Here is a 26,836-nt window from a genome sequence, read left to right as displayed (position 1 = left end):
CGATCAACTTGTCGTGCAGCCGCGGCAAGTTGCAATTTTCCAGGCACCTACAGCGTCATTGGACGAAAAGTGACCGAAAAATCATGTACGGAGAGCTTTTTCGACCGGTTCTCCGTGTTAAACGCCATCCCTTTCAAGGTCTTTTGATTTTGGCAGCCTTGATGACCCGATCCGTCGAAACGTGGGCATGTACAGCAGTCCCTTGCACCCAGGCTTTGGGCTTGGGCACCTTGGGGCCTCGGGGGCTTTTAGCGACTTGCTTGGGCTGGATGTTTCTGGCCAGTTCAAGTAGCCGCTGGGCCAGGTCTTCCATAGAGACAACCGGCATGTATTCGGATGGGAGGGCAATTTGCATGCCCTCATATCCACCTCTGATCTGAACCGCTAAGTGATAGGTCGACGCCTCCCAATTCTCGGGTAAGGCATCGCGGTGAGCCTGTTCAACACTTCGCTTGAGCAAGGCCAGAACGTTGTATGCCAGCACGGCAGTGGTGAATCCAAGCAAGGCGGCTCGCGGGCTGCCGAGAGTTTCAATTTCACTTTCCAGAATTGCTTCCAACCGCTGGAACATCCCTTCAATGCTCCAGCGGCGCCGGTAGAAGTCTGCGATCTGTTGCGCACTGATGCTCTCGGGCAGGTTGCTCCAGAACATCAAGCTGTTATCACCTGAGTCGTTTGGTGAATGAAGCGTTAACTCGACACGTCGCCAGCGGTGCCCGCCTTTTACTTCGATGGATTGCTCGCGCACAGTGCCTGTGGCGACCGGCATCGGTGCTTGCCACTCACCTTCCTGGATCAAGCGTGGATGCTTGGCCTGCTGGCGAATGACAAACGATGTGTGCACCTGTTCGCACGCCTCCATTACAGGCAGCGTGCAGTAGAGACGGTCAGCGATCCAAACCTGATTGGCCTTTGCCTCAGCCAGCAATGGCAAGACACAGACTCGCTCACTTGCGTAGGCGTCTTCGCACGGTTGGAGATCAATCACCTGATCCAGATCGGGGTCGTAAACCACCACCGAAAACCCGGGGCGAGCCGCCCCGCGCTCTTGGCGCAGTGCGCCAAGACGCTTTTCGGTAGAAGCCAAGTGGCTGCCATCGACCACCCGAACTTGCCAATCAGGAAGCATGGCTGAGCAGCCCAACTCATGAATTGTCGGCGCCAAGCGCTGCGCGCAGCCTGTTACCAGGGCACGCAACAGGGCAGGTTCAGTTCGACTGATCTTGTCGTACAGGGCTGCCAGGCTGACGGGAAGGTCGTCCAGTTGTCTTGCCGCAGCATGCAGCGATGGCTTCAAGCCTAATGAAACAAGCGACATCAACTTGATGATGGTCGAGAACAGCAGCTCGCGAGAATACTGCCGCTGCCGGTGCTCCTCGAAAACCTGATCGACCCACTCCGGCGCAATGGCCTGCTCCAACGCAAGTTTGGCCATTACGCTGGCGGGTGCTTTTTTCTCGAATCGCGCTAGTACATCAGCCCACATTGCTCGGGTCTTCCTGACTGGATTTCAGCGAATTCTACCGAAGACCTTGAAAGGGATGGTGTTAAACGCGAACCTCACCCATACCCATGAGCTGTTTTCGAACCCTCCACAGGTTTGCCAGGGCGAACAGCGTGGTCAACTGAGCCGTGTTTTTCATCAGCCCACGAAAACGTACTTTCACGTAACCAAACTGCCGCTTGATCACGCGAAACGGATGCTCGACCTTGGCCCGTGTCTGAGCCTTGCAGAACTCGATCTTGCGCTTGGCTTTGTACAGTACGCTGCGCTGGTTCAGCTTGGAATAGGTGCTGCGACGCGCTGCAATCTGCCAGATCACCCCCCGATTTTCATGCTCTTCGCGCCTTTCGACACCGGTGTAACCGGCATCTGCATACACGGCGTTTTCTTCGCCATGCAGCAGTTCAGCCACCTGCGTGACATCGGCCACATTGGCAGCGGTGCCATGGACGTGATGCACCAGGCCGGACTCGACATCGGCACCGATGTGCGCCTTCATCCCGAAGAAATACTGACCGCCTTTCTTGGTCTGGTGCATCTCGGGATCACGCTTGCCTTCTTTATTTTTGGTCGAGCTGGGGGCATGAATAATGGTGGCATCGACGATGGTGCCTTGGCGCAGCGACAGGCCTTTTTCCTGCAGATAACCATTGATGACCGCAAGGATTGCCGGTGCGAGCTGATGCTTCTCCAGCAAGTGCCGGAAGTTCATGATCGTGGTGTCTTCGGGGATTGGCGCGCTCAGCGTCAGGAGTGCGAACTGGCGCATGGGCGTGATTTCGTAGAGCGCTTCTTCCATGGCCGGGTCGCTCAGGGAGAACCAGTTCTGCAACAGATGGATGCGCAGCATGGTTTCCAGAGGATAGGGTTTTCTACCGCCGCCGGCCTTGGGGTAGAACGGTTCGATCAGCTCCAGCAGGCCTGCCCAGGGCACCACCTGATCCATTTCGGCGAGGAAGCGCTCTCGGCGGGTTTGCTTGCGCTTGCCGGCGTACTCAAAGTCGGAAAAGCTCATCTGGCTCATGGGCGGCTCGGATCAGGTGTTGCGGGGATTCTCGCATAACTGAAGGCTTGTTCGGAGATTCCCTAGCAGAGCGCTCAATGCGTTGGTTTATTTCCATACCGCTTTGTGCATTGGCTGTTAGTGATGTGAAGAGCATAAACACGGCGATCGCTGATACAGTAGTGTTCATAAAAAGTCCCTTAATAAAAAAGCGCCCGTAGGGGGGCGCTAAAATTCACCTACCAAAGGAGCGTATGGTTTACAGGTGAATGCACTGACGCGAACAACTGCCCGTTGCTCTTGCCAAGCTGCTTTGAAATGAGACAATTTCCAAAGCAGCGATGCCTCTTCCGCTGCCCTTAAACTAGCAAAGGAGGCTAACACCAAGATGATCGCGCAATTACAATTTGGACATGTAATAGATTGTAAGGTAATTATTCGAGGGAATACTGAGCCGCCACGTGAACTAATTCGCAGAAAGGCGCAGCAGTTTGATGCCGAGCATGGGTACTGCCTGCGTGGCGCTCTCTATCCAAGGCCGGTACGAGCCCTGCAAGCTGACGACCGAAATGCTGCCTGTCCTGACCGATTCCACCTGCCAGGCGAATCTGTCGGACACCGCCGCAGGCCCCAGAATCCACTATGCTTAGTGGTGGAGCCTGCATGACTGTCAGAAATCTTGCGGCTACATTACAAATTTGTAGGATTTCGCCGCGGCCAGCTTCTTCGCGTTAAGATTCAAGCGTCCTCAGGTGACCCGGCGTATGGACAGAGGTAGCGACTACCACATGCCATACCCTCAGCCAAACTTTCGAACAGCCTGCAACCATAATCTTGGCGGATTATGGCCAACTCCTTCCTCACACCTTGAGATAAGTTATGCGCGTTCTAGTTGTGGAAGACGAAATTAAAACTGCCGAATATCTTCAGCAGGGCCTATCCGAAAGCGGGTATGTCGTAGATATCGTGCACAACGGTGTAGATGCCCTGCACTTGTTCAACACTAATGTCTATTCGTTGGTCCTTCTGGACGTGAACCTCCCGGGTATCGACGGCTGGGACCTGCTGGAAACCATCCGTAAGACCAGCCGGGTCCGCATCATCATGCTGACCGCCCGCGGACGCATCAATGACAAGCTCAAGGGCTTGGACGGCGGCGCGGATGACTACCTTGTGAAGCCATTCGAATTCCCTGAACTGCTTGCTCGCATCCGTTCGCTGCAACGCCGTGGTGATGAGTTAGTCGAGAAGAGCTCGCTGAAAATTGCCGATCTGGAACTCGACTCCGTCCGCCATCGCGTCTTCCGCGGTGGCACACGCATCGATCTCACCACCAAGGAATTTGCGCTTCTGCACCTGCTCATGAGCCGAACGGGCGAAGCGCTGACTCGCTCTCAGATCATCTCGTTGGTCTGGGATATGAATTTCGATTGCGACACCAATGTCATCGATGTAGCCATACGGCGCTAGCGGTCGAAGATCGATGACCCGTTTGAAACCAAGCTCATTCACACGCTTCGTGGCGTTGGGTACGTTTTTGAGGAACGCGCATGAGGCCATTCAGCCTGGCTGCAAAGCTGGGGTTAAAAGTTGGGTTGATGAGCGCAGCGTTGCTGCTTCTGTTCGCCACCTTCGGCTATATGATGGTAGGCAAGGCTCTGGAAAGAAATACCAGAGCGGACCTGGAAGTAAAGATGGCGGGGATGGCTCACAACCTGTCCACCATCCCGGACATCTCCGGCGTCAACGCGGATGCGCATCAGCTTGTCGATTTGGTCATGGGCCACAACAACCTGTATGTGAGCATATTCGATACCTCACAGAATCATACTCCCCTGCTCTCGATTGGCTCGAAACAGGTCAATCTGGAGGTGCACAAGTTTCAGCCGGCGGCCCAGCCCAAAGAGCACGAATGGCGTGATACGCAGGACCGTCCTCTGCTGAGTGCTTCTCGAATCATGCGCTTGGGCGATGGAACAGAGGTCAGCGTCTACATGACCATGGACCAGTCATCCAGTGAGGCGCTGCTCGATGCGTTGCTGACCTGGGCCCTGATGATGTCCCCCGTCATCCTCGCACTGATCCTGGCCATTGGCTGGTGGACTGTGCGCAGAGGCCTGCTGCCACTGACCAAGTTCCTCAAGATCGCGTCGAAAATCTCAACCGAGAGCCTCGACCATCGCCTTCCAACTGATGGGATGCCGGCAGAACTCAAAATGCTCGCCGACGGCATTAACATCATGCTGGCTCGCCTGGATGATGGGGTTCAGCAGCTATCGCAGTTCTCTGACGACCTTGCTCACGAACTTCGGGCACCGCTCTCCAACCTAATGGGCAAGGCTCAGGTTGCCTTGACCAGAGAACGATCGCTTTCCGAATACCGGGAGGTTCTGGAGTCGTGCACAGAAGAGCTGGACCGCATGAGCCGCATGGTTTCCGACATGCTGTTCTTGGCCCAGGTCAGTCATCCAGCATCCATGGTGGAGTTCGAACCCGTCTCCTTGGTCGACGAGGTCCAGCGCGTGTGCGACCTCTTCAGCATTTCGGCAGAGGAAGGCGAGATCCAGCTGCAGATCTCTGGCAGTGATGATGTGGTACGCGGGAACCGTCTGATGGTTCAACGAGCCGTCTCGAACCTCGTGTCAAATGCGATCCGATACTGCCCTCGCGGCCGCACGGTCTTCGTGAAGGTGCAGCATAGTGCGAGCGGTACGACGTTGAGTGTCGGCAACCCCGGCCGCGGTATTGCCAAGGAACACCACGCGCACTTGTTTGAGCGGTTCTACCGTGTGGACAAGAGCCGAGCACGGAGCGAAGGCGGTACCGGTCTTGGCTTGGCCATCGTTCAGTCGATCATGAGCCTGCACCAGGGGTCGGCGAGCGTCGAGGTGACCGAAGAAAACTTCACCTGGTTCCACCTTCACTTTCCCGCAGCCCAGCAACTGCAGCCGGCAATGAACGCCGCTTGAACCGCGCAGACATGATTAGGCCCGTCAATCGACGGGCCTTTTAGTTTGCCTCAATGCATCAGTGCCGGAGGACCACAGTGTCCATGGGCGACCGCAGAATCACTGACTTAATAATCTTCTGTTCGTCAGGACTGGCGTTCTTCCACAGGTGGGAGAAGTACTGAGCATTCACTTTCTCTTGGGCACTTACGCTGCCGGCGGCATCGATCAGGCGCATGGTCGAGTAGACACAGATCAGCGCCAGGATGAAGAACGCCGTGGCGACCACCATCACATAACGCTTGGCCAGCACCGGTGCACGCTTGAGCTCCTGCATAGAGGCGTCCGCGGCCTTTGTAGCTACTGTAAGCTCCGAGATCAGTGGCTGGATGGCGGTGTCAACTCCGCGGCATGCGGCTGAATACGCTGCTGCAGCGGCGCGCAAGGCAACCTCTTCCGCATTCGACCAAGCCTTCTCTGCCTTTCGCACCTCCTCCTGAATCTGCCGGCCGACAGCGTCCACCTGCTCCACCAGTTCGTTCGACCTCTCCAGAACAGCGCTTGAGGTGAGCGTTTGCGAGGTCAGCTCATCGAGTTGGACAGTGAGTTTTTCAGTGCAGTGGCGAAAGTCACTGATAGCAATTGCCCAGGGTTCTATATCATTCATGGCTATCTCCTAGGCTTTGTACGAAAAGTATTGCCGCATGCAACGTAGGCTGCAGGCCAAGGTGACCATGGCTGCAAAGCTCTTGGCCAGCTTGTCATAGCGAGTGCCGATCCTGCGATTTTCTTTCAGCCAGCCAAACATCCGCTCAATGATGTTCCGTTGCCGGTATTTAGGCCGGTCAAACAGTCGGGGCAAGCCAGGTCGAGGTTTGCGCGGCATAGCGCGCAATGGGATTACCGGCTGCATTCGGTAACGGTCGCAGTACTGGCGCAGGTGCTCGGCATCGTATCCCTTGTCAGCCAGCAACCACCGGCTACGTTTACGCGGTCGTCCTGGCTTGCCAGCAATTCTTACAGCATCCAGCAGCGGCTGAGCGTGGGAGACATCACTGGCTTGTCCTGGTGAAAGCCTGAAATGCAATGGCACGCCATTGGCATCGCACACCATGTGAATCTTGGTGGTCAGACCGCCTCGACTGCGCCCGAAGGCATGGTCTAACGGTTCTTCAGGCCCCCCCTTTTCCCCGGCGCCTGAAGAGGCTCGGGTTGCTCGTACTGCGGTGGAGTCGATCATCCAGGTGTCCAAGTCGATCAGTCCTTCCCGGTTCAGCCGAATATGCAGACGCTCCAGTACTCGCTCGAATGTGCCGTCGTCGCGCCAGTCACGAAAACGCTGATACACCGTTGACCAAGGCCCAAAGCGTTCAGGCAGGTCGCGCCAGGGAGCGCCCGAGCACAGGATCCACAGAATTCCGTGGAGAACCTGACGATCATCGTTGCGAGGACGGCCCATTTTCTGTTCTGGAGAAACCAAATCCTTGATCAGCTCCCATGACGCATCAGAAAGTTCGTAACGCCTTGCCATACGGGCCTCCAACCGGTCATGGCGGCAATTTTAGCCACAACGACTTTTCGTACAAAACCTAATTCGCACTGGCAGGGGGACTTCAACCGAAGTCACCAGTGTCAGATAATGGTTGCAGCTGAGAACCATGGCTTAGCGTACAAACATCTCAGTGCTCTGTGATTTCCCTTTATTTCGCATGACCCGTTAGTCACGCTTTAGGAATCTCCGAACAAGCCTTCAGTTATGCGAGAATCCCCGCAACACCTGATCCGAGCCGCCCATGAGCCAGATGAGCTTTTCCGACTTTGAGTACGCCGGCAAGCGCAAGCAAACCCGCCGAGAGCGCTTCCTCGCCGAAATGGATCAGGTGGTGCCCTGGGCAGGCCTGCTGGAGCTGATCGAACCGTTCTACCCCAAGGCCGGCGGCGGTAGAAAACCCTATCCTCTGGAAACCATGCTGCGCATCCATCTGTTGCAGAACTGGTTCTCCCTGAGCGACCCGGCCATGGAAGAAGCGCTCTACGAAATCACGCCCATGCGCCAGTTCGCACGCCTGACGCTGAGCGCGCCAATCCCCGAAGACACCACGATCATGAACTTCCGGCACTCGCTGGAGAAGCATCAGCTCGCACCGGCAATCCTTGCGGTCATCAATGGTTATCTGCAGGAAAAAGGCCTGTCGCTGCGCCAAGGCACCATCGTCGATGCCACCATTATTCATGCCCCCAGCTCGACCAAAAATAAAGAAGGCAAGCGTGATCCCGAGATGCACCAGACCAAGAAAGGCGGTCAGTATTTCTTCGGGATGAAGGCGCACATCGGTGCCGATGTCGAGTCCGGCCTGGTGCATCACGTCCATGGCACCGCTGCCAATGTGGCCGATGTCACGCAGGTGGCTGAACTGCTGCATGGCGAAGAAAACGCCGTGTATGCAGATGCCGGTTACACCGGTGTCGAAAGGCGCGAAGAGCATGAAAATCGGGGGGTGATCTGGCAGATTGCAGCGCGTCGCAGCACCTATTCCAAGCTGAACCAGCGCAGCGTACTGTACAAAGCCAAGCGCAAGATCGAGTTCTGCAAGGCTCAGACACGGGCCAAGGTCGAGCATCCGTTTCGCGTGATCAAGCGGCAGTTTGGTTACGTGAAAATACGTTTTCGTGGGCTGATGAAAAACACGGCTCAGTTGACCACGCTGTTCGCCCTGGCAAACCTGTGGAGGGTTCGAAAACAGCTCATGGGTATGGGTGAGGTTCGCGTTTAACACGGAGAACCGGTCGAAAAAGCTCTCCGTACATGATTTTTCGGTCACTTTTCGTCCAATGACGCTGTAGGTGCCTGGAAAATTGCAACTTGCCGCGGCTGCACGACAAGTTGATCGGAGCATCCTTAACTCCCTCAAGACCCTCCATGTCTGTGAGGGTGGAAGGATGTCAATCGACCCGGAAGAGATCCGAGACCAGGTCTTAGCGTCACGGGAGCGACTGAAAGAATTTGTCCGCAGACCTGAAGCATAGGTTTGCTACCGTGGTCACGTTCGTGGCCAAGTGACGCGATCCGACCTCGATGCTGGTTTAAACGCCTGGCTCTCGCTCCCAAAGCCGCCACACAGTGCCCTTCGAGTACCCCAGAGCACGAGACACCTCAGCCTGGGTAAGGCCGTCTTTTTTCAGCGCCTGAACTGCCTTCCACTTCTCTCTTGCAGCCGTCACACGCGGATGCTCAATCTCGCGAGGCCGTCGCTCCATGATCTCGTTGGCTTTGCCCAAGGCCTCTGCTTCCACAATTGCATCGATCAGCACCTGGTGTGTCGTCTGCTGATTTTCAGCAGCAATGACCATGGCGAATAGGGTCGCTGGGCTGATGTTCAATGAAATGGCCAGATCCTTCACGGTATCGATGGTGGCCGTGAAGCGAGCCGCTTCCAATTCGCTGATTGTTTGCTGACGCACAAGACCAGAGATCTCCTGCTGAGACAGGCCTTGCTGCGTTCGCAGTGACTGGAGCACAGCGGCGAGAGAGTGGCGTAGCGGCATTTCTGCCTCCGCAAAATGAGACGGTATGCCTCGTTTGCCTCGACTCGCTCAAACAGATATATTGGTTCGAGTGAGTCGAATGGCGATCTGCCGCTGCGTTCCCGTTCGCACATCACCTCGTCGTTTTGGATACCGAGGTACTTGGTGACTGATAGCCCTGATGAGCACGAGCTGCTCCGGGAAGGACAAATCTCTTCCGCCGGCACGTTGCTGTCTCGACCTGAGGTTGAGGCACTGCTCGCCGAACGCTTCCCTCGTAGAACGTACTGCCTCGTTGAGGACTGGCTCCTCTTCCATGTGGATGAGCCGCCTGAATCGCTTGCAAGGGTTCGTTCTGTAGGCCTGCAGCCGATGTTCCTGTACTCCCATTGCGTCATCTACGACAGCGAGGGACGGTTTCCGCCTGGAGGGTGGGTGCGTTCCACGCTGTGCAAGACCTACGACGGCGTATGCATGTTTGAGACGCGAAACACGGTGTACGTGCTGATCGGCCAGGGTCGTGAGCAAACCGCCTCGCTGAAGACAATATTCGCATTATTTTGACCCGCAGGTTCCGCTAGGCGGACTTGCCCAGATGAGATCCACGATGTTCCGCATTAGCACGCAAGACCAGGCTGGCCCGGTAGGTATGTTTGGGGATGGCCTCGCCCACTTTCATGCAGTCTCCCGATCTCTAGCGACTCACTGGTACCACGTCAGCATCAAGCGCCGGTTCGAGGATCGATTTGTAGCCTCCCAGGAAATGATCAATGACGAGGCGCGCCTTGTGGAGCTGCTGGTATCCCAGGACGAGAGCCTGGTTGTCCAAGAAGTCCAAGCGGTCACCCCCTGCTGGATGAACAAGGATGGCAGTTGGAAGATGGAAAAGCTGACTTCTCTATCGATGGGGTTCGACCGTGCTGAAGTGCCCGTTTGCGTGCTTGAGGTCGAGAGCGGTGCGGTATACCTCGATACGCATGAGCCTGAACTTAATGTCGGCTCTCTGATTGGCGTGAAAGAGCTTTACCGTCGACGTGCCACGAAACCCAGCACCGGGACTGAACATCGGAGTGCTCACGCGTGACAGAGGACAACACGGTAGCGGTCGACTTTCACGTCAAACGCTATAGCGATTTCGACCTGCTGCGGATTGCTCGAGCGGTTGGCCAACAGTATGAGGACGAGATCACTGCGTTTCTCGTGAACGTCCATATTCACAGACTAAGCGCTGTGGGCGTAGTTTTTGGCCATGTCCGCCAGGAGCCTTATGGTCGATTCGCCGATGGGCACCTGATCCAGACTTCCGACATCCTGGCTATGAAGAAGGAAGGGAAATTCTGGGTGATCACTACCATCCATTCCCGGTATGTGATTGCCACCTTCCGGCGCGATGGTGGGCGTCGAAGCCTGAAGGACTTTTGCCGACTGGTTGGTAACCGCTTCCCGAACACTGAACTGATTCATTAGTTTGAGACTGGGCATGCGAGCGTGCCCAAGGCTCAGCAAGCAGCACCGCTGATTGTGAGGCGTGCCGCATGCGCGGGCGGCTGTCGTGAACCAGGCCACACGTTCGTGCGGCCTGGCCCTGCGGGCTTCCATCCTCACGTCTATGGCCCGTCGTGGGCCGGCGCGCTCCGCTTGCGGTTTGATCGCAAATCACATGGCCGAGCCTCTACCCCTACAGTGAAACTTAAGCACTATGAAGACGCCGCCTGAAGTTCTACCCGAGATCGACATTGGAGAGTTCCGTCAGCGCTATCCGCAGCTGTTTTCTGATCCTGGCGTCGATTTGATCTACTGCGGGCCTGGCTGGAAAAACCTCCTCCTCGCACTGTGCGATACGCTGCGGGATCATCTGGCTCGCCACCCTGATGTTGTCCCGGTGACCGTCGCGCAGATCAAATCCAAATTCGGCGAGCTGCACTTTTTCTACGATGGCGGGGATGCCTACTGCCGAGGAGCGGTGGATGTTGCCACCGAGCTATCGCTGAAGACTTGCTCCTACTGTGGCTCTCCTGCAAGGCAGGTGGGTACGACCTGGGTCAGTACGCTCTGCTCCGCACATAGCAGCAATGCTTCTCTGACTTCTTAGAAGAAGCCCGGGCTTACTATCGTTTCGGATGGTGGGCTCTGAGCTCGATAGCCCGTTGGGTCTTTCACAGCGATGTCGTATGCTCGATTAGCTGTGCTTGATCAAGGACGCGTGGCATGCCCAAGATAAAACCGTTTGATATGAAGCTCCTGGATCTCCTCTTCGAAATGGAAGGGGGGTACGTTTTGGATTTTTCGAACGCTACCTTCAGCCGGTTCTTCCTCGGGGAGTTGGAGATCGATATTGATGATCAACTCTTCACCGCCGATGGTACGTCCAAGGCCAAGCGCTTTCGCAGCTTCCTAAACCTTGCAGATACCCAGACGTGTGTACGAGCCTTGAAGGCCGTGTGGGCACATCGACAGGCTCACCTGTTGTATGAAGGTCGAGATGACCCAGTTGCGAATGCCGAAGGGCGTTTTCTAACCCTGATCCAAGATTTGGAATCGGGCACCTCCAGTAGCGGCGTTGCAGGCGATCCATTTGCCGCAGTACGCAAAGTCAGCATTGATGAGGCGGCCAAGCTCAAGCAGGCCCTGCTTGATATCCATAAGCTCGCGCCTCAGGCACGTGGTTATGCGTTTGAGACGTTCCTGCAGCAGTTGTTTGAGGCCTCCAATCTCCAACCACGTGCCCCTTTCCGGAATACCGGGGAACAGATCGACGGGAGCTTCCTCTGTCGCGGTGACATCTACCTCGTCGAAGCGAAGTGGGTAACTAACCCCGTTGGAGCTGGTGAGCTTCATATCCTACAGGGCAAGATCAACGAGAAGGCTGCATGGACACGCGGAGTGTTCATCAGCTACTACGGTTTCACGGATGTTGGACTAGAAGCCTTCGGTCGTGGGAAAAGCCTGGTGTGTATTTCTGGCAAAGACATCCACGACGCACTCGACAAACAGATACCGTTCGCCGAAGTCATCGACCGCAAGGTTCGAGCTGCCGCAGAGACCGGATCGGTGTTCGTTGAGGTGAAAACCCTGTTTTAGATCGAGAGCTATCTTCAGTCCGGGATAGCAGTTGAGCAGGGACTGAATGTATTCTTGCCCCACCAACAACGTAGGAAGCTAACAATGTCTCGTCTTGCAGAATTCCGTCGTCTTGAGCTGCAACTCGCTCAGCAGCTCGCAGAATTGGAAGCGATGAAAAGCGATGGCGCCATCCAGGCCGAAATGGAGTTTGAAAACAAACTCCGTGCCTTGCTTGGCGAATACGGTTACAGCCTCCGCGAAGTGATTAACATCCTGGATCCGCAAGCTGGCACTCGTCGTCTAGCCCCTCAGACTCAAGAGAAATCCACTCGCAAGCCACGCGAGGTCAAGGTATACAAAAACCCGCACAACAGTGAAGTCGTGCAAACCAAGGGCGGCAACCACGCTGTTCTGAAGGCATGGAAAGCTGAACACGGTGCCGAGACTGTGGAATCGTGGCGTCAGTAAGCATCGCTTCTTGACGCAGCGAATGCCTGGTAGGTAGCCTCATGTAGTACGTGTCCGGCGCCAGAACCTCTCAGAGGAAAAGACCTCTTCAACGGCAACCTAAACCCCGTCGTGGAGAGCCGGAGACCCCGAGCAAGACCTTAAAACCGCCTCTCCAGGCGGTTTTTTATTTCTGTAAGTACCCTGGATGCTTGGCTCAGAGGTGTTTCGAGTACGATCAGCTCCGGCACACTTTCCCCTACCGACAAAGCGGGCCTGTCAGATCGGCCAACTGCTACCGCATGAGTGGGTGCAGACCTGACTTACGCAACGTGAGCTGGACGGACGCATACACGCGGGCAGTATCACCAGCCTGCGTAATGAGTTACGAGCAGTCCCCACTCGATAGGCGTTGGACGTTACGTCCGTGTGGCCGTATAGCCTGCATTCATTGATATAAAAGGTTCAGCAGGTAGCGGCAGCCATCGTCCTGGCCAGAGATGTAACTCACCGGCCTGTCGACCGCAAATTCAAGCACATCACCAGGCTGCATCGAGTATCTCTCGTCACCGTACAGCACCTCTAGCGCCCCCTCGAGCAACCAAACTCGCTGATGGTAGGGATTGCTGTGCCATTGAGGGTAATCGACTCGAGTAGCCGGTGGCAGGTCGATTTCGATCAGCTCGCTACTGCTAGACTCCTTCCGTTCCGCGACCTGCCTACGGATGTAGCCGCTTTGGCTGTCCTGCCAGGTTGGCTGGTCTGCCTGACGTCGCAGAATTGAGTAAGGAAGCGCAGTTTCCTCTGTGAGTAGCTCGGTCAGCGAAACCCCTAAGCCCGCTGCCAGTCGACCCAGAACTGCAGCTGTTGGACTGCTTTCAAGTCGTTCGATTTTCGAGATCATGGCCTTGCTCACGCCTGCCTTCTCGCCAAGTTCGGCCAAGCTCAGGCGCTGTTCCTGACGGAGCGATGAAAGCTGTTTTGCGATGATCTGATCAATCGTCTTCATGTCTTCTCTTCTGCGCAAATCACCTATGCGATACGAATCGTATCATATAGTGGATTTCTGGAGAGCATATGAACAACCTGGTGCGTTGTACCGAAGAGCGGCATTCAGCCGCGATACTGGAGATTTTCAACCACGCGATTTTGACCTCCACGGCCCTGTACGATTACAAGCCTAGGACTGCCGAATCCATGATCGGGTGGTTTGAGGTAAAGCGACGCAACGACTTCCCGGTGGTTGGCGTTGAAGACGATGCCGGGAAGCTTCTCGGTTTCGCCAGTTATGGGACGTTCCGCGCCTGGCCCGCCTACAAATACAGCGTCGAGCACTCGGTCTACATCCACCATGAATCCCGTGGCAAAGGGCTAGGGAAGCTTCTAATGCAGAAGCTCATAGACGAGGCTATCGCACGTGACGTTCACACGATGATAGGAGGGATCGATACCACCAACCGAGGCAGCATCATACTGCATGAACGGCTCGGCTTCGTTGAGGCTGGGGTGATCAAGCAGGCTGCTTTCAAGTTCGGTCAGTGGCTGGATCTGGGTTTTTACCAAAGGATCTTGGAAACACCAGCTTCACCAACCGAGGACTAAATCCTGGCTTCAAGACATGTGATGAACTGCTTAGCCATTAGCAACCTTGACCAGGTTGACCCAGTAGGCCGAGCCAGTTGCCAGAATCGAGTCGTTGAAGTCGAATTCAGGCGTGTGAATGTTGGCAGCGTACCCATCATCTCGGCCATTCCCGATCAAAATGTAGGCCCCTGGCACCTCATGAAGCATGAAGGAAAAATCCTCGCCTGCAGTCAGTGGCTTAAGTTCAGTGTTCACACGCCCCTCGCCAACAGTTAGGCCTGCCGCACTGACAGCCAGCTCGGTTTGAACTGCTGCATTGATCACGGGCGGATATCGCCGCAGGTACTCAAATTCGACTTCGCACCCGTTCGCTGCTGCACATGCCTGAGAGATCTCGGTCATACGTCTCTCAATCAGGTCACGGGTTTCTGGCAAAAAGCTTCGAGCAGTACCTCGGACAACAACCGACGATGGAATCACGTTCGCTGAGTTGTAGTGGCCGCCGTACACGTATCCGACGCTGAGCACGGCAGAGTCGGATGGAGCCACATTGCGAGAGATGATCGACTGGATGCCGGTGATGAAGTTCGCTCCTGCGAGCGTTGCATCGGTGGCCAGGTGCGGCATAGAGCCATGGCCACCTGAACCTGAGAAGGTAACCGTCCATGTGTCGCTGGCAGCCATCATGGGGCCTGGGCAGATCGCAAAGTCGCCAGCAGCAATGCCAGGCATGTTATGCATGCCGAACACCATATCGCAGGGGAAAAGCTTGAATAGGCCTTCTTCTATCATCACTCGTCCGCCCCCCTGGCCCTCCTCGGCGGGTTGGAAGATGAAATGGATGATGCCTGGAAAATCCCGATTCAGAGAAAAGTAGCGTGCCGCCCCTAGGAGCATTGCAGTGTGGCCATCATGCCCGCACGCATGCATTTTCCCTTCGTGAATTGATTTGTGGCCACGCAGGGAGTGCTCCTCGATGTTGAGTGCATCGAGATCGGCACGCAGGCCGATGGTGATTCCTGGCGAGCGTCCAACGAGCGTTCCAACGACCCCGGTTTTTGCCAGTCCACGGTGAATCTCCAAGCCCCACTGAGTGAGCCGGTCGGCGACCAGCTGTGAGGTGCGATGTTCTTCGAAAGCGGTTTCAGGATGTTTGTGGATGTCGCGCCTGATAGCGATGAGCTCTTGTTGAAACTCTTTAATGTCGGCAAGCACGTGGTTCATGAGTTTGTTCCTGGATCGATTTAGCGGTGCCCGGCGAGCGCCTCTGACCTGTTACCAGGCTGGATGGGCGCCTGCCGGGTGCGCTTGTAAGCGTCAGGCGATTGCTGCTACTACGGACATCTCAACGAGCAGGCTTGGCTTGAACATAGCGGCCTCAACACAGGCTCGCGCAGGAGCCTGACCTTCCGCGACCCACTCTTCCCAAACCTCGTTCATGGCAGCGAAGTCGGTGGTGATGTCTTTCAGATAGATAGTCACTGTGAGGATTTTCGACTTGTGACTACCGGCCTCCTCAAGAAGCCTGTCGATGTTCGCCAGGGTCTCGGCAGTTTGAGTGCGAATGTCGGCATCGTGGTTGTTCGCCAACTGGCCTGCGAGATAGACGATGCCATTGTGAATAACGGTGTTGCTCAGGCGCTCATTAGAGTGCAGTCGCTGGATTGCCATGATTATGGGCTTCCTTTTGGTTGGAGTAACGGGAGATATCAAGGCCTTTGGCGCTGATCTTTGGCTTTTTTCCTGCCATCAAATCGGCCAGCAATCGACCTGAGCCGCAAGACATCGTCCAGCCTAGAGTCCCGTGGCCGGTATTGAGGAACAGGTTGCGGTATTTTGTTTTACCTACAATCGGAGTACCGTCAGGCGTTGCTGGCCGTAGCCCTGTCCAAAACGTAGCTTTGGTGAGATCCCCACCTTTTGGATAAAGGTCGCCTACAACAAGCTCAAGCGTGTCTCGGCGGCGAGCGTTCAGTGACAGATCGAAGCCTGCTATTTCAGCCATGCCACCAACACGGATTCGATCATCGAAGCGTGTGATAGCGACCTTGTAGGTTTCATCAAGAATGGTTGATGAGGGAGCCATGCTTGCATCGGTGATGGGAATCGTAAGGGAGTATCCCTTAAGGGGGTAGATAGGTGCTTGGATGCCCAGCGGCTTTAACATCTGGGGGCTGTAACTTCCCAGCGCCAGCACATATTGGTCGGCTACTTCGAGTTTTCCGTCGATCCATACGCCGGAAATAGTATCTCCAGAGCATTCGAGGCGGTCAATATTACATCCAAAACGAAACTCCACACCAAGCTCTTCGGCCATCTTTGCCAACTTCCGCGTGAACATCTGGCAGTCACCGGTTTGATCATTTGGCAAGCGAAGAGCCCCTGCTAGCTTATCGCGCACACTTGCGAGCGCCGGCTCAGCTTTAGCAATTCCGTCGCGATCAAGTAACTCGAAAGGCACGCCTGACTGTTTCAGGATAGCTATATCCTTAGCAGCATTATCTACTTGAGCTTGAGTGCGGAACAGTTGCGTAGTACCGAGCTGGCGAGCCTCGTAAGATATACCAGTCTCAGCCCTGAGTTCATCCAAGCAGTCTCGGCTATATTCGGAAATCCGAACCATCCGCTCTTTGTTAACTGCATAGCTTGCCGGATTACAGTTGCGCAACATCTGGATCATCCAACGATACTGATCCAGGCTAGACGTAGGTTTGATCGCTAAAGGTGCGTGTTGCTGAAGCATCCATTTAATGGCCTTCAATGGCACTCCAGGTGCTGCCCAAGGTGAGGCATACCCCGGAGAAACCTGCCCTGCGTTTGCGAAGCTTGTTTCCATCGCGGGGCCGTCCTGGCGATCTACCACGACGACTTCAAAACCCTCTCGAGCGAGATAGTAGGCACTGACAGTTCCGACGACGCCGCTACCGAGTATCAGTACACGCATTTCCAGGCACCTCGTAATTTAGAAATTCTTTGTTCTTCTCGCAGTGCGCGATACGGCCAGTGTAACCAGATGCCAGAAGTGAATTTCGCTGAAAAAATAACGTAGCTCAGATAAAAATCTTAAAACCGCTGAAGAGCATAGGCAATATTTCGGATGATTTTTCGTCACTCCAGTGGATTGTGTTGCTGGTAGCTATGTGATTGATTAAATACTGCGTTATGACGCGCAAGAGATGACAGCAGTATGCGGATTCCACGCCATTCGGACACTCAGCCCACGCTGATCCGGACACCTGTTCCACGATCATTCGGACAGGCAGTCGGAGCGCAGCGACGCAGGGGTTGCATTGTTAGTCTGAGGCGCCCGGCGCCGTCAATTTCTTCACCCGCTTTCTCATCGACTCGCCCTTGAGGTTGATCCGGTAGGCGTTGTGCACCAGGCGGTCGAGGATGGCATCGGCCAGGGTTGGATCGCCGATCAGTTCGTGCCAGTTGTCCACGGGCATTTGGCTGGTCACGAGGGTCGAGCGCTGGCCGTAGCGGTCGTCCAGTAGCTCCAGCATGTCGCGGCGCTGTTCGGCGGTGAACGGGGCCAGGCCCCAGTCATCAAGGATCAGCAGGTCGGTCTTGGCATAGCCGCTCATCAGCTTGGCGAAGCGCCCGTCGCCATGGGCTAGGCCCAACTCTTCCAACAGGCGCGGCAAGCGCAGGTAACGCACGCTGTAACCCTCTCGGCAGGCCTGGTGTGCCAGGGCGCAGGCCAGCCAGGTTTTACCCACGCCGGTGGGCCCGTTGATGATCAGGTTGAGTCCGTCGCGTAACCACTGACCGCTGCTCAGCTGGAGGATCAGCGCCTTGTCGAGTCCGCGCGGGCTGCGGTAGTCGATGTCTTCGAGGCAGGCGTTGTGCTTGAGCCGGGCCTGACGCAGGCGGCTGCTGAGGCGCTTGTCGTCGCGTTCGGTCAGTTCGCGGTCGACCAGCAGGCCGAGGCGTTCCACGAAGCTCAGGCTGTCGATGTCGGGGGTTTTCAGTTGCTCGGCGAGTGCCTTGAGCATGCCGGTCAGGCGCAGGGTCTGGAGCTTGTCCAGGGTCGGATGGGGCAGCATGGTGGGATTCCTTGTGTTCAGTGGTAGTAGCCGGGGCCGCGCAGATTGGCGTGGTCGTCCGGCAGCAGGGGCAGGTTGGCTTGAGCCAACGGCAGGCTTTCCAAACCCTGGCGCAGGATCGATTCGAGGCTCTTGTAGCTGCACGCACCGAGGCTGAGGGCGCGACGGCAGGCCAACTCCAAGCGCACTTCGCCATGGGTCTTGCCCAGGCGCAGGATGCCCAGGCAGGCCCGGTAGCCTTGGGTTGGGTGGATGCGCCGTTCGAGGATGTGGCTGATCACGCCGGCCGTGTTCGGCCCGGTCTGCTCAGCCCAGCGGATCAGCCGTTGTGGCGTCCACTCGGCGTGCTCGCGATGGCTCTTGGGCATGTGCTCGGCCTGTGTGCTGTGCCGGCCCTTGTGCGGTGAGCGAAGATGGCTGGCCACCCGCTGATTGGCGTGGAAGCACTCCACCGTGCGCGCTGTCAGGCGTACTTCCAGTTGTTTCTTCACCAGTTGGTACGGCACCGAGTAGTAGTGCCCATCAACCTCGACGTGGTAGTCGATGTGCACACGCGCCTTCTTCCACTCGGCATACACGTAGGGTTGCTCCGGCAGCGGCCGCAGCACCGGACGATCCAGGGCTTCGAAGGCCGAGTGCCGGGAGCCCGGCAGCTTGCGAAACGGTCGTCGGTTGAGGCGCTCCAGCAATAAGGCGATGGCGCTGTTGAGTTCGTTCAAGGAGAAGAACTGGCGGTTCCTCAGCGCGGCGAGGATCCAGCGCTCGACCACCTGCACGCCGACCTCGGCCTTAGCCTTGTCGCGCGGCTTACGCGCCCGCGCCGGCACCACCGCCACGCCATAGTGCTCGGCCAGATCGCGGTAGCTCGGGTTGATGTCCGGCTCGTAGCGATGGCTCTTACTCACCGCGCTGCGCAGGTTGTCCGGCACCACGATCTCCGGCACGCCCCCGAGGAAGGCGAAGCAGCGGGTATGCGAGCCCAGCCAGTCCGGCAGCTGCTGCGACCAGGTGGCTTCGGCGAAGGTGTAGCTGGAGGCGCCGAGCACCGCGACGAACACCTGCGCCTGGCGGATCTCGCCGCTGTGCCGGTCGATCACCGGCACCGTCTGCCCGGCGTAGTCGACGAACAACTTCTCGCCGACGCGATGTTCCTGGCGCATCACCACGTCCAGCTTGCCCTGCCAGGCCCGGTAGTGCTCGCAGAACCAGCTGTACTGAAAACCCTGCGGCTGGCTCAGGCGATACTCCTGCCAGAGCAGCGCCAGGGTCACGCCGGGGCGACGCAGCTCGGCGTGCACCCAAGACCAATCAGGCAGTGGCCGCTGCTCACTGGGCACCGCAGGGGCCAGTGGGAACAGTTGCTGTTCCAGTTCGGAATCGGACAACGAGCAGGGCCAGGCTAGACCGCTGGCGGCAAAGCGACAGAGGTAATCACCGGCACTGCTGTGGCCTATGCCCAGACTGCGGGAGATCTTACGGACAGACAGCCCGCAATCGAACTTGAGGCGCAACACCTCACGGATTTTACGCATGGACAAACGCTCCACGACGACCTCTCTGCTTCGAAAAAGAGGTCGATGGTAGTGAATAAATCCTGCGTAGCTGCCTGCCTGGAAAGTGTCCGGATGGCCGTGGAATCGGTGTCCGGATGCTCGTGGAATGAGTGTCCGGATCAGCGTGGAATCACTGTCCGGATGTGCGTGGAATGGGTGTCCGAGTCAGCGTGGAATCCGCAAGCAGTATTCAATTCCTGCGCGCTTTGAACTTTTTTCGTTGATAAACTGCGAAATACCGCACGACTTCGATTAGGGCAAGAGATAACGAATACACCTGCTATCAGGGCCAAATGCCAAGCGGCGTGATAAGAATAAAAAGGAAGGGTGGCGCGCTGCTGCTTAGGTGGACGTAGCCAGTCGGCTTGCCCGGAGGATTGTAGCTTCGCAACAGCCTAGGTGCAGATTTGCACCCAGGCTCTATATCATCTACCTATTAGGTTACTTTGCCCCAGGGATTCCATCCCCGCGAATCGAGCAGCCTTTTGTCTCGATCACAAAGAACAATGCAATAATCCCAAGTGCTGATGCAACCATAATGTAGTAGGCAGGTGCGTCAGGTGAGCCGAGGAATTTAATAATTTGATCGCATACCAGTGGTGTTGTACCGCCAAAAATAGACGCCGAAATATTGTAAACAATGGCCAGCGCCGCATACCGGATTTGCGTTGGAAACATTGCCGGGAACATAGCGGAAATGGTGGCAAGCTGAGGGACAAAAAACGCTCCTAGCACTGCAAATCCTATCACTGACCCCGTCAGCCCTGTGGACATTAGCTTGAACATGGGAATCGCTAAAATGAATAGGCCTATAAGCGAGAAGAACCACATCTTTTTGAAGCCAACCACATCTGAGATTCGCCCCGCCAATGGTACGAACATCATCATAACCAACATGCCAACCAGGGGTGCAAGCAATGACATGTTTTCGCTTGCTCCGACTTCCTTGTGCATATAAGTAGGCATGTATGCCAGCAGAATGTAATAAGTGATGTTGAGTGCTGCTACCAGTACACCTAGCGACAATGCTGCCTTCTTGTACTTCCCGAAAATTTCAGAAATAGAAGTTTTGGGTCGAGCAGGCTCGCTTGCCATCTTCTTTTCGAGTTCTAGAAACACAGGGGTGTCTTCGATCCTGGTGCGCAAATAGACTGCGATGACGCCCAGTGGAGCTGCGATCAGGAATGGAACGCGCCACCCCCACTCGTACATGGCGGCATCTCCAATGGCGACCGATACGCTCAAGGTCACCAAAGCGCCGAGTGAAAAACCAGCGAGGGAGCCAAACTCCAGGAAGCTACCGTAAAAACCTCGCCGCTTGTCAGGCGCGTATTCCGCTAGAAAAGTAGCTGCTCCACCGTACTCACCGCCAGTTGAGAAACCTTGGATGAGCCTCAGCGCGATAAGCGCTACAGGTGCTATCCAGCCTACCGATTGATAAGTAGGCAGGATGCCAATAATAAATGTTGCTACAGACATCATGAGGACAGTCATGGCCAGCACGCGCTTGCGGCCAATTCGGTCACCTAGTGGCCCCCAAAACATCCCGCCAAGGGGTCGAATGAGGAACGAGATAGCGAATGTTGCTAGGCCGAAGTAAAGGGCTTCAGATTGAGAGCCAGGAAACAAGGCAGCTGAGATGAAGGTGAGCCCGTAAGCATAGATTCCGTAATCGAACCATTCCGTTGCGTTGCCTAATGCAGCGGCGACCACGGCTTTGCGAGGCATGCTCGTGCTCGAACTTTTTAATGTGCTCGAAGAAATGGTTGAAGCTGGATGCGTACTAATAGACATAATTTACCACTTTTCTTAGGTAAGACGAACTGGCTAGTCAGGCTTGAATGCACATGGCCAAATGACCAACTGCTGATCTGCGCTTTATCGCGAAGCCGCTCTTTGATTTCGATAATAGTTGGCAGTTATGCAAGAAGTCGCTGCGGGGCATGTTGTCACCTTTTTTTGTTATCTGTCTTTTAGCGCTTGAGCAGGAGGTCTACGCCACCAGCCCAGTATGGTGTACTACTCTTATCCAACGTCGTCCTTGATAAATTTCAGGCGTTAGGCACAGGTTGTGCTCGTTCCTGGGGAACAATCAATTTTCAACCTCTTTAAGGTTGTGTGCTTTTTTGTAAACATAGAAGTGGCTGGAGTGATGGTGCTTTTAAAGCACCATCACATTGTCGCTGAAAATAGCCGTGGCACTATAGCTCCAGCGACTTGCAAACTTTTCGTCAGTCCTTGACGAAGAGTTTGCGAGGAGTTGAGCAGAACGTCTCGACCCCAGTATCAGTGATCAGGATGCTCTCGGTGATCTCGAGCCCCCAATCATCCATCCATAGGCCAGGCATGAAGTGGAAGGTCATACCAGGTTTGAGCACGCTGTTGTCGCTCGGGCGCAGGCTCATGGTGCGCTCGCCCCAATCTGGTGGATAGCTGATACCGATTGGGTAACCGCAACGGCTGTCCTTGTGGATATCGAACTTCTCAAGCACGCCGAAGAAGGCACGTGCGATATCACCAGTGGTGTTGCCAGGCTTGGCGGCCTCGAGGCCGGCAGCGATACCTTCGACGACTGCTTTCTCACCGTCGATGAAATGCTGCGGTGGCTTGCCCAGGTAAACAGTTCGGGACAGCGGGCAGTGATAGCGCTTGTAGCAGCCGGCGATTTCGAAGAAGGTGCCGGCGCCGACCTTGAATGGAGAGTCATCCCAGGTCAGGTGTGGGGCGCTGGCGTCTGCTCCGGTAGGAAGTAGCGGCACGATGGCCGGGTAGTCCCCGCCATAGCCATCGACACCGAGAATGCCACTGGCATAGATATCTGCAACCAGCTCGTTCTTCCGCATGCCGGGCTCAATACGCTCCAAGATGCGGTCATGCATCTTCTCGACGATTCGGGCAGCCACACGCATGTAGGAAATTTCTTGCTGGGACTTCACCGCACGCTGCCAGTTTACGAGCGCGTTCGCGTTAAGGAACTTGGCCTTTGGCAGATGCTGCTGCAGTGCCAAGTATGCCGCAGCGCTGAAGTAGTAGTTGTCCAGCTCAACGCCGATAGTGAGCGAATCCCAGCCACGCGCCTGGATCACCTCTTTGCAGAGGTAGTCCATTGGGTGACGTTCAGTCGACTGAACGTAGATATCGGGGTAGCCGACAATATTGTCTTGCTTCATGAAGACTGTACGTCGAGCGCCGTTAGCGTCCTGGTTACGGCCATACCAAACAGGCTCACCTTCCATGGCCAGCAGTACGCACTGGTGGACGTAGAACGACCAACCGTCGTAGCCGGTCAGCCAAGCCATGTTCGAAGGGTCAGTAACCAGCAGCAGCTCGATGTTCCTAGCCTGCATTTCTGCACGGACTTTGGCGATACGCTGGGCGTACTCCTCCCGTGTAAACGGAAGGTTCACAACAATTTCAGACATGATCGATCCCTCATGATTGGGGTATGGTTTTATTGTGTTGCCTGGTGATTCAGTTGTTGTAGAGCAAGCCTTTGCCTGTGCTGATTGCTCTGGAAAAAGCCAGGTTGGCAATCGCTGTGTCCTGAACGCCTGTGCCGGTGAGATCGCAAAGAGTTACGTCGGTTGGAGTCAACCTTCCGACACGATCTCCAAGGATCACCTGACCCAGTTCGGCGTACACACGAGGGTCTTGTGCAACACCAGCGTTGATCGCGTGATGGAGTTCTCCGAGTGTTGCCGTCTGGCTGACTCGATCCGCAACGTAGTGATCGACTGCTGCTATTACCTCAGGAGCAACCTCGTTTTTGTGTTCGGTGTCTGCCCCCATAGCCGTGATATGGAGACCAGGCCGCAAGTGCCTGCGATGTAAAATTGGCTGATTGCTCGGCGTGCAGGTGACTGCAATGTCAGCGCTCGACATTGCTTCATCGACCGACTCTGCGGCAGTGGCTTCCAGGCCGTAGACGCTCGATAGCTGCAAGGCCAATTGCTGCGCTTTTGCGGCACTCCTAGCCCATACCCGTACTCGCTTGATATCCCGTACAAGAAGCAGCGCTTTGAGTTGAAGCTCGGCCTGTTCACCTGCACCAAGAAGGGCAACCTCTTCACTGTCCTGGCGGGCGAGCCAACGTGCAGCCACAGCCCCAGCAGCTGCTGTCCTAACGGCAGTGAGGTATCCGTTGTCGAGTAGGAGCGCTTGGAGAAGTCCAGTGCGTCCAGAGAGCAGCATCATCATGCCGTTCAGACTTGGTAGGCCTAGACCAGGATTGTTGAAGAAGCCTGGACTGACCTTGATAGCGAAATTCTCAAGGTCTGGCAGGTAAGCGGTTTTGACGTCCACCTCACCATTGTGCTCGGAGATGTCTAACCGGAGGATTGGCGGCATGACCACCTTGCCTCTGGCCAGCGATGCAAATGCGTTTTCCACTACATCGATACTGTCTGTATCGAGCGTTACGCACTCACGAATTTCGCGTTGGTTAAGCAGAAGGACTTCGCTCACGTGGCACCTCTTCAAGCACGTGCTGGGCGGCGGTCGCGCACAGCTTCCAGGATGATGCGTTGGTGTTGGGCCATGTCGACATTCCCACCGCTCACGACGATCACGATTGGCCCTTGAGCTTCAACCTGCCTGGTAAGCAGAGCTGCAATACCTACCGCTCCTGCTCCCTCAATGACGAGCCGTTCTTCTAAGTAGGCATGGAGCATCGCATCCGCGATTGAGCCTTCATTGAGCAAAATCACGCGGTCGATGAGTCGACGGGTGAGCTCAAATGTGTACTGGTTTCGCAGTCCAACTCCGCCACCGAGCGAGTCGGCCAGCGTGGCTACTTCTTCAACATTCACGGGCTTTCCAGCCTCGAGGCTCTGTGCCATTGCTGCGCCAAGCCTCATGCTCACACCATGTGTTTTCACCTGGGGAAGTAGTGCCTTAAGAGCCAAGGACACGCCGGAGAAAAGTCCTCCACCCGACAGAGGTATGAGTACCTGCGAAACGGAAGGAAGCTGCTCAGCGATCTCCAGGCCCAAAGTGGCTTGGCCTGCAATTACATCCTGGTGATCGAAAGGAGGGATGAAGGTAAGGCCCTCTTCTTGAGCGAGACGGGCAGCTTCGAACTGAGCATCGTCTTGAGAGTTACCAACCACCTGGACAGCGGCGCCCAGCGCACGAATCGCAGCCACCTTGTTAGAAGGGACAAGTCTTGAAAGGCACACGGTAGCGCGAACGCCGGCGGCAGCTGCGGCATAGGAAAGGGCACGACCATGATTGCCCGTAGAAGCGGTGACTACTCCCAGAGCACGCTGTTGAGAGGTAAGGCCCGCAATCGCGTTCGTGGCCCCTCTCAGCTTGAAGCTACCAGTCGCCTGGTGGCATTCCAGCTTGAGGTACACGGGCACTCTCATGAAGTCGGAGAGGCTTGGAGAGAGCTCCATTCGCGTTTCGCGCACCAGGTGCTTAATGCGCTCCCGGGCGATGAGGGCCTCTCGAACTGTCACTGCCGGCATGGTAGACCACCGAACGATTGTTTTTTCGGAGTCTACGAGCCGCTGATTGTCATAATGAATGTACTAGGGCAATCCGGTGGCGTTTTTTCAGATTTGTGTCAAACGGTCAGAAGTCATGGACTCCTGGGTATTGTTCAAAAGTCATCCGCATGGTTTTCAGGGCCTGGGATAGCTCGCTTTCACTCGTTTCAGCGCCGATGCAAAGCCGGATGCCGCGTGCTGGGGTCACCCCCCGAACGGTGAACGGCTCCGGTGACGTAACCGCAATATGCTGTTGTCGAAGCGTGCGCACCAGGCTGGAAACGTCCCAATGTGCTGGCACATTCAGCCAAGCGTTTAACGAATGAGGGCGATGGCAATAGAGGTAGTCCCCCATCTCATCTGCTACCAGCTTCTGGCGTGTCTCCAGGAGCCTTCGCTGCAATTGGATCAATGTGTCCGCCCTCCCATCCATAATCCACCGTGCGGCGACCTCGGCAAGCATGGGGGCAGCCATCCAGCTCGTCACGCGGAGGATGCTTTCTGTTCGCAGCGCCAGTCGTTTAGGTACTTTAAGGAACCCAATGCGTAGCCCTGTCAGAACTGACTTCGTCATGCTGGTGCAGTAAAACGAGAGCTCGGGGGCATATGAGCTGATTGGAGGGCCTTCGTACTGGTTAAGTAGGGGGCCATAGACGTCATCCTCAATGATGTGGACACCGAAGCGACGAGCGATGGAGGCTATCTCTTTCCTACGGCTATTGGGCATCAACGCGCTGGTCGGGTTATTAAGGTTCGGCGTGCATACCAGGGCCGTAACGCGCTCGTTGCTGCATATGTCCTCAAAGTGCTCGGGATCGATCCCGTCACGATCAGTGTCTAGGCCTTTCAGATTGAAACCGAGGACTTGAGAGTTCCCAATAACACCGTGATCGGTCATGCCTTCACAGAGCACCAGGTCATCAGGGCCTGCAAGGGAGGCCAGCGCCAGAAATAGACCGTGAGCTGCCCCATTTGTGATCAACACATCTTCTCGAGCCAGCCCCGCCAAGCCAAGGCGCCCAAGCCAATGGCAGGCGGCATCACGATGAGCATCGAACCCCGCTACAGGTCGGCACAGCCGGATCCAGCTTTGATCGACCTCATTAGCAAGCTCGGCACATGTTTCTCGCCAGTACCTGTCATGCTCTGGGGTGTGAATGATTCGGGCGGTGGATAGATCGACGAGTGCGCGCTCGGGAGCATCGAGAATGTAGCTTGCTACACGGTCACTCATTCGCCGAGAAACGAAACTCCCGCGACCCACTTCGCACCTTACTAGCCCTTGGCGCTCGAGTTCCTTGTAGGCGTTGGTCACGGTTTGGACACTTATCCCCAAGGCATCGGCAACCTGCCGTTGAGGTGGCAGGCGCTGATCATCCGCCAGCTTATGCTGTTCGATGTCCGAGCTGATCGCTTGGACAAGAATCTTGTACTTGGACTCGCCGCCACGGGCGTGCTCAACCGCTTCCCGCCATTTTTCCATCATCGCTATGCTTGCTCCTAAGCCACGGCCTACAGCATGGACGTTACAACATGTTGAGATCAATTGTCCTAGTGCAATGCTCGTCACGGAAAGCCTTTTGTATGCTCATCTCACGCTTCCGAGGAAGGCTTGGGTCTTCTTCAAGCTACCGCTATCAATTCCAAAAATAGCGGCGCTGCAGCGTGATC

25 protein-coding genes and 2 pseudogenes are annotated in these 26,836 nt (G+C 55.9%); 10 read left to right on the top strand and 17 right to left on the bottom strand.

What is annotated here, in order from left to right; all coding sequences use genetic code 11:
- Positions 1-133: 133 nt before the first annotated feature.
- The 3 genes and pseudogenes from KDB76_RS06885 to KDB76_RS29695 form a co-directional block, all read right to left on the bottom strand.
- Positions 134-1,435: an IS4 family transposase gene (locus tag KDB76_RS06885; RefSeq protein ID WP_212632279.1), complete on the bottom strand. Its 1,302-nt coding sequence runs from the start codon at positions 1,433-1,435 to the stop codon at positions 134-136.
- A 112-nt stretch (positions 1,436-1,547) separates the two neighbouring features.
- The gene (locus KDB76_RS06880; protein ID WP_004576175.1) at positions 1,548-2,528 is read right to left on the bottom strand and encodes an IS5-like element ISPa41 family transposase; all 981 of its coding nucleotides are present in this window, start codon (positions 2,526-2,528) and stop codon (positions 1,548-1,550) included.
- A 58-nt stretch (positions 2,529-2,586) separates the two neighbouring features.
- Positions 2,587-2,697: pseudogene (locus tag KDB76_RS29695) on the bottom strand (DUF2790 domain-containing protein); the annotation flags it as partial.
- 689 nt (positions 2,698-3,386) lie between these two features.
- Between KDB76_RS29695 and KDB76_RS06875 the strand changes: the two are divergent.
- Together KDB76_RS06875 and KDB76_RS06870 are read left to right on the top strand one after the other, a co-directional pair.
- Positions 3,387-4,061 (top strand): annotated as a pseudogene (locus tag KDB76_RS06875) (heavy metal response regulator transcription factor).
- Positions 4,058-5,476 (top strand): heavy metal sensor histidine kinase, encoded by a 1,419-nt coding sequence (locus tag KDB76_RS06870; RefSeq protein ID WP_038409944.1) that lies wholly within the window; start codon positions 4,058-4,060, stop codon positions 5,474-5,476. The pseudogene KDB76_RS06875 and the gene KDB76_RS06870 overlap by 4 nt, the downstream one beginning before the upstream one ends.
- A gap of 58 nt (positions 5,477-5,534) precedes the next feature.
- On the opposite strand, the gene KDB76_RS06865 is transcribed toward KDB76_RS06870, so the two are convergent.
- Entirely contained in the window at positions 5,535-6,122 is a 588-nt protein-coding gene (locus KDB76_RS06865) for a hypothetical protein (protein WP_038409943.1), read from the bottom strand.
- Positions 6,123-6,131: 9 nt separating this feature from the next.
- Entirely contained in the window at positions 6,132-6,986 is an 855-nt protein-coding gene (locus KDB76_RS06860; protein WP_212632245.1) for an IS5 family transposase, read from the bottom strand.
- Between the two features lie 262 nt (positions 6,987-7,248).
- Here KDB76_RS06860 and KDB76_RS06855 point away from each other — a divergent pair, with 262 nt between their 5' ends.
- Positions 7,249-8,229 carry an IS5-like element ISPa41 family transposase gene (locus tag KDB76_RS06855; RefSeq protein WP_212632244.1) on the top strand — a complete coding sequence of 327 codons (981 nt, stop codon included), beginning with the start codon at positions 7,249-7,251 and terminating at the stop codon, positions 8,227-8,229.
- 310 nt (positions 8,230-8,539) lie between these two features.
- Here KDB76_RS06855 and KDB76_RS06850 read toward each other — a convergent pair whose 3' ends face one another.
- Positions 8,540-9,001: a helix-turn-helix domain-containing protein gene (locus tag KDB76_RS06850; protein ID WP_038408875.1), complete on the bottom strand. Its 462-nt coding sequence runs from the start codon at positions 8,999-9,001 to the stop codon at positions 8,540-8,542.
- A gap of 144 nt (positions 9,002-9,145) precedes the next feature.
- On the opposite strand from KDB76_RS06850, the gene KDB76_RS06845 reads away from it, so the two are divergent.
- From KDB76_RS06845 to KDB76_RS06820, 6 genes are all read left to right on the top strand, one after another.
- Positions 9,146-9,544: a hypothetical protein gene (locus KDB76_RS06845; RefSeq protein WP_038408873.1), complete on the top strand. Its 399-nt coding sequence runs from the start codon at positions 9,146-9,148 to the stop codon at positions 9,542-9,544.
- 43 nt (positions 9,545-9,587) lie between these two features.
- A complete protein-coding gene (locus KDB76_RS06840; protein ID WP_038408871.1) occupies positions 9,588-10,064 on the top strand; it encodes a hypothetical protein in 477 nt (158 codons plus the stop codon).
- Positions 10,061-10,447 carry a hypothetical protein gene (locus KDB76_RS06835; RefSeq protein ID WP_038408869.1) on the top strand — a complete coding sequence of 129 codons (387 nt, stop codon included), beginning with the start codon at positions 10,061-10,063 and terminating at the stop codon, positions 10,445-10,447. The genes KDB76_RS06840 and KDB76_RS06835 overlap by 4 nt, the downstream gene beginning before the upstream one ends.
- Positions 10,448-10,679: 232 nt before the next feature.
- A complete protein-coding gene (locus KDB76_RS06830; RefSeq protein WP_132579041.1) occupies positions 10,680-11,072 on the top strand; it encodes a hypothetical protein in 393 nt (130 codons plus the stop codon).
- A gap of 116 nt (positions 11,073-11,188) precedes the next feature.
- Complete coding sequence (locus KDB76_RS06825; RefSeq protein WP_038408865.1) at positions 11,189-12,061, top strand: restriction endonuclease; 873 nt, start codon at positions 11,189-11,191, stop codon at positions 12,059-12,061.
- Positions 12,062-12,145: 84 nt separating this feature from the next.
- On the top strand, positions 12,146-12,511 hold the full coding sequence (locus tag KDB76_RS06820; RefSeq protein ID WP_038408862.1) for a histone-like nucleoid-structuring protein, MvaT/MvaU family: 366 nt from the start codon (positions 12,146-12,148) through the stop codon (positions 12,509-12,511).
- Between the two features lie 427 nt (positions 12,512-12,938).
- Here KDB76_RS06820 and KDB76_RS06815 read toward each other — a convergent pair whose 3' ends face one another.
- Positions 12,939-13,499 (bottom strand): XRE family transcriptional regulator, encoded by a 561-nt coding sequence (locus tag KDB76_RS06815; protein WP_038408860.1) that lies wholly within the window; start codon positions 13,497-13,499, stop codon positions 12,939-12,941.
- 68 nt (positions 13,500-13,567) lie between these two features.
- Between KDB76_RS06815 and KDB76_RS06810 the strand changes: the two genes are divergently transcribed.
- Positions 13,568-14,092, top strand: a complete 525-nt coding sequence (locus KDB76_RS06810) for a GNAT family N-acetyltransferase (protein ID WP_038408858.1) — start codon at positions 13,568-13,570, stop codon at positions 14,090-14,092.
- A 30-nt stretch (positions 14,093-14,122) separates the two neighbouring features.
- On the opposite strand, the gene KDB76_RS06805 is transcribed toward KDB76_RS06810, so the two are convergent.
- The 10 genes from KDB76_RS06805 to KDB76_RS06760 all read right to left on the bottom strand — a co-directional run bounded on the left by KDB76_RS06805 (position 14,123) and on the right by KDB76_RS06760 (position 26,648).
- Positions 14,123-15,298, bottom strand: coding sequence for a M20 aminoacylase family protein (locus KDB76_RS06805; RefSeq protein ID WP_038408856.1), 1,176 nt, complete (start codon positions 15,296-15,298; stop codon positions 14,123-14,125).
- A gap of 93 nt (positions 15,299-15,391) precedes the next feature.
- The gene (locus KDB76_RS06800) at positions 15,392-15,745 is read right to left on the bottom strand and encodes a RidA family protein (RefSeq protein ID WP_038408854.1); all 354 of its coding nucleotides are present in this window, start codon (positions 15,743-15,745) and stop codon (positions 15,392-15,394) included.
- Complete coding sequence (locus KDB76_RS06795; RefSeq protein ID WP_038408852.1) at positions 15,720-17,018, bottom strand: D-amino acid dehydrogenase; 1,299 nt, start codon at positions 17,016-17,018, stop codon at positions 15,720-15,722. The genes KDB76_RS06800 and KDB76_RS06795 overlap by 26 nt, the downstream gene beginning before the upstream one ends.
- 349 nt (positions 17,019-17,367) lie before the next feature.
- Positions 17,368-18,123 (bottom strand): IS21-like element helper ATPase IstB, encoded by a 756-nt coding sequence (gene istB, locus KDB76_RS06790; RefSeq protein ID WP_038408850.1) that lies wholly within the window; start codon positions 18,121-18,123, stop codon positions 17,368-17,370.
- Between the two features lie 17 nt (positions 18,124-18,140).
- Positions 18,141-19,655, bottom strand: coding sequence for an IS21 family transposase (istA, locus tag KDB76_RS06785; RefSeq protein ID WP_038408847.1), 1,515 nt, complete (start codon positions 19,653-19,655; stop codon positions 18,141-18,143).
- A 462-nt stretch (positions 19,656-20,117) separates the two neighbouring features.
- Positions 20,118-21,404, bottom strand: a complete 1,287-nt coding sequence (locus KDB76_RS06780; protein ID WP_196996910.1) for an MFS transporter — start codon at positions 21,402-21,404, stop codon at positions 20,118-20,120.
- A 503-nt stretch (positions 21,405-21,907) separates the two neighbouring features.
- Entirely contained in the window at positions 21,908-23,098 is a 1,191-nt protein-coding gene (gene doeA / locus KDB76_RS06775; protein WP_038408844.1) for an ectoine hydrolase DoeA, read from the bottom strand.
- 49 nt (positions 23,099-23,147) lie between these two features.
- A complete protein-coding gene (gene eutC, locus KDB76_RS06770) occupies positions 23,148-24,140 on the bottom strand; it encodes an ectoine utilization protein EutC (protein ID WP_038408842.1) in 993 nt (330 codons plus the stop codon).
- Positions 24,141-24,151: 11 nt separating this feature from the next.
- Complete coding sequence (gene eutB, locus KDB76_RS06765; RefSeq protein WP_038408840.1) at positions 24,152-25,144, bottom strand: hydroxyectoine utilization dehydratase EutB; 993 nt, start codon at positions 25,142-25,144, stop codon at positions 24,152-24,154.
- A gap of 106 nt (positions 25,145-25,250) precedes the next feature.
- Positions 25,251-26,648, bottom strand: a complete 1,398-nt coding sequence (locus KDB76_RS06760; protein ID WP_038410349.1) for a PLP-dependent aminotransferase family protein — start codon at positions 26,646-26,648, stop codon at positions 25,251-25,253.
- Between the last annotated feature and the right edge of the window lie 188 nt (positions 26,649-26,836).

It is taken from the genome of Pseudomonas sp. JS425, from assembly GCF_018223845.1.
GTDB classification, from domain to species: domain Bacteria; phylum Pseudomonadota; class Gammaproteobacteria; order Pseudomonadales; family Pseudomonadaceae; genus Aquipseudomonas; species Aquipseudomonas asiatica.
Note: the sequence above shows the minus strand (reverse complement) of the source record. Positions and strands in the feature narration are given on the sequence as shown.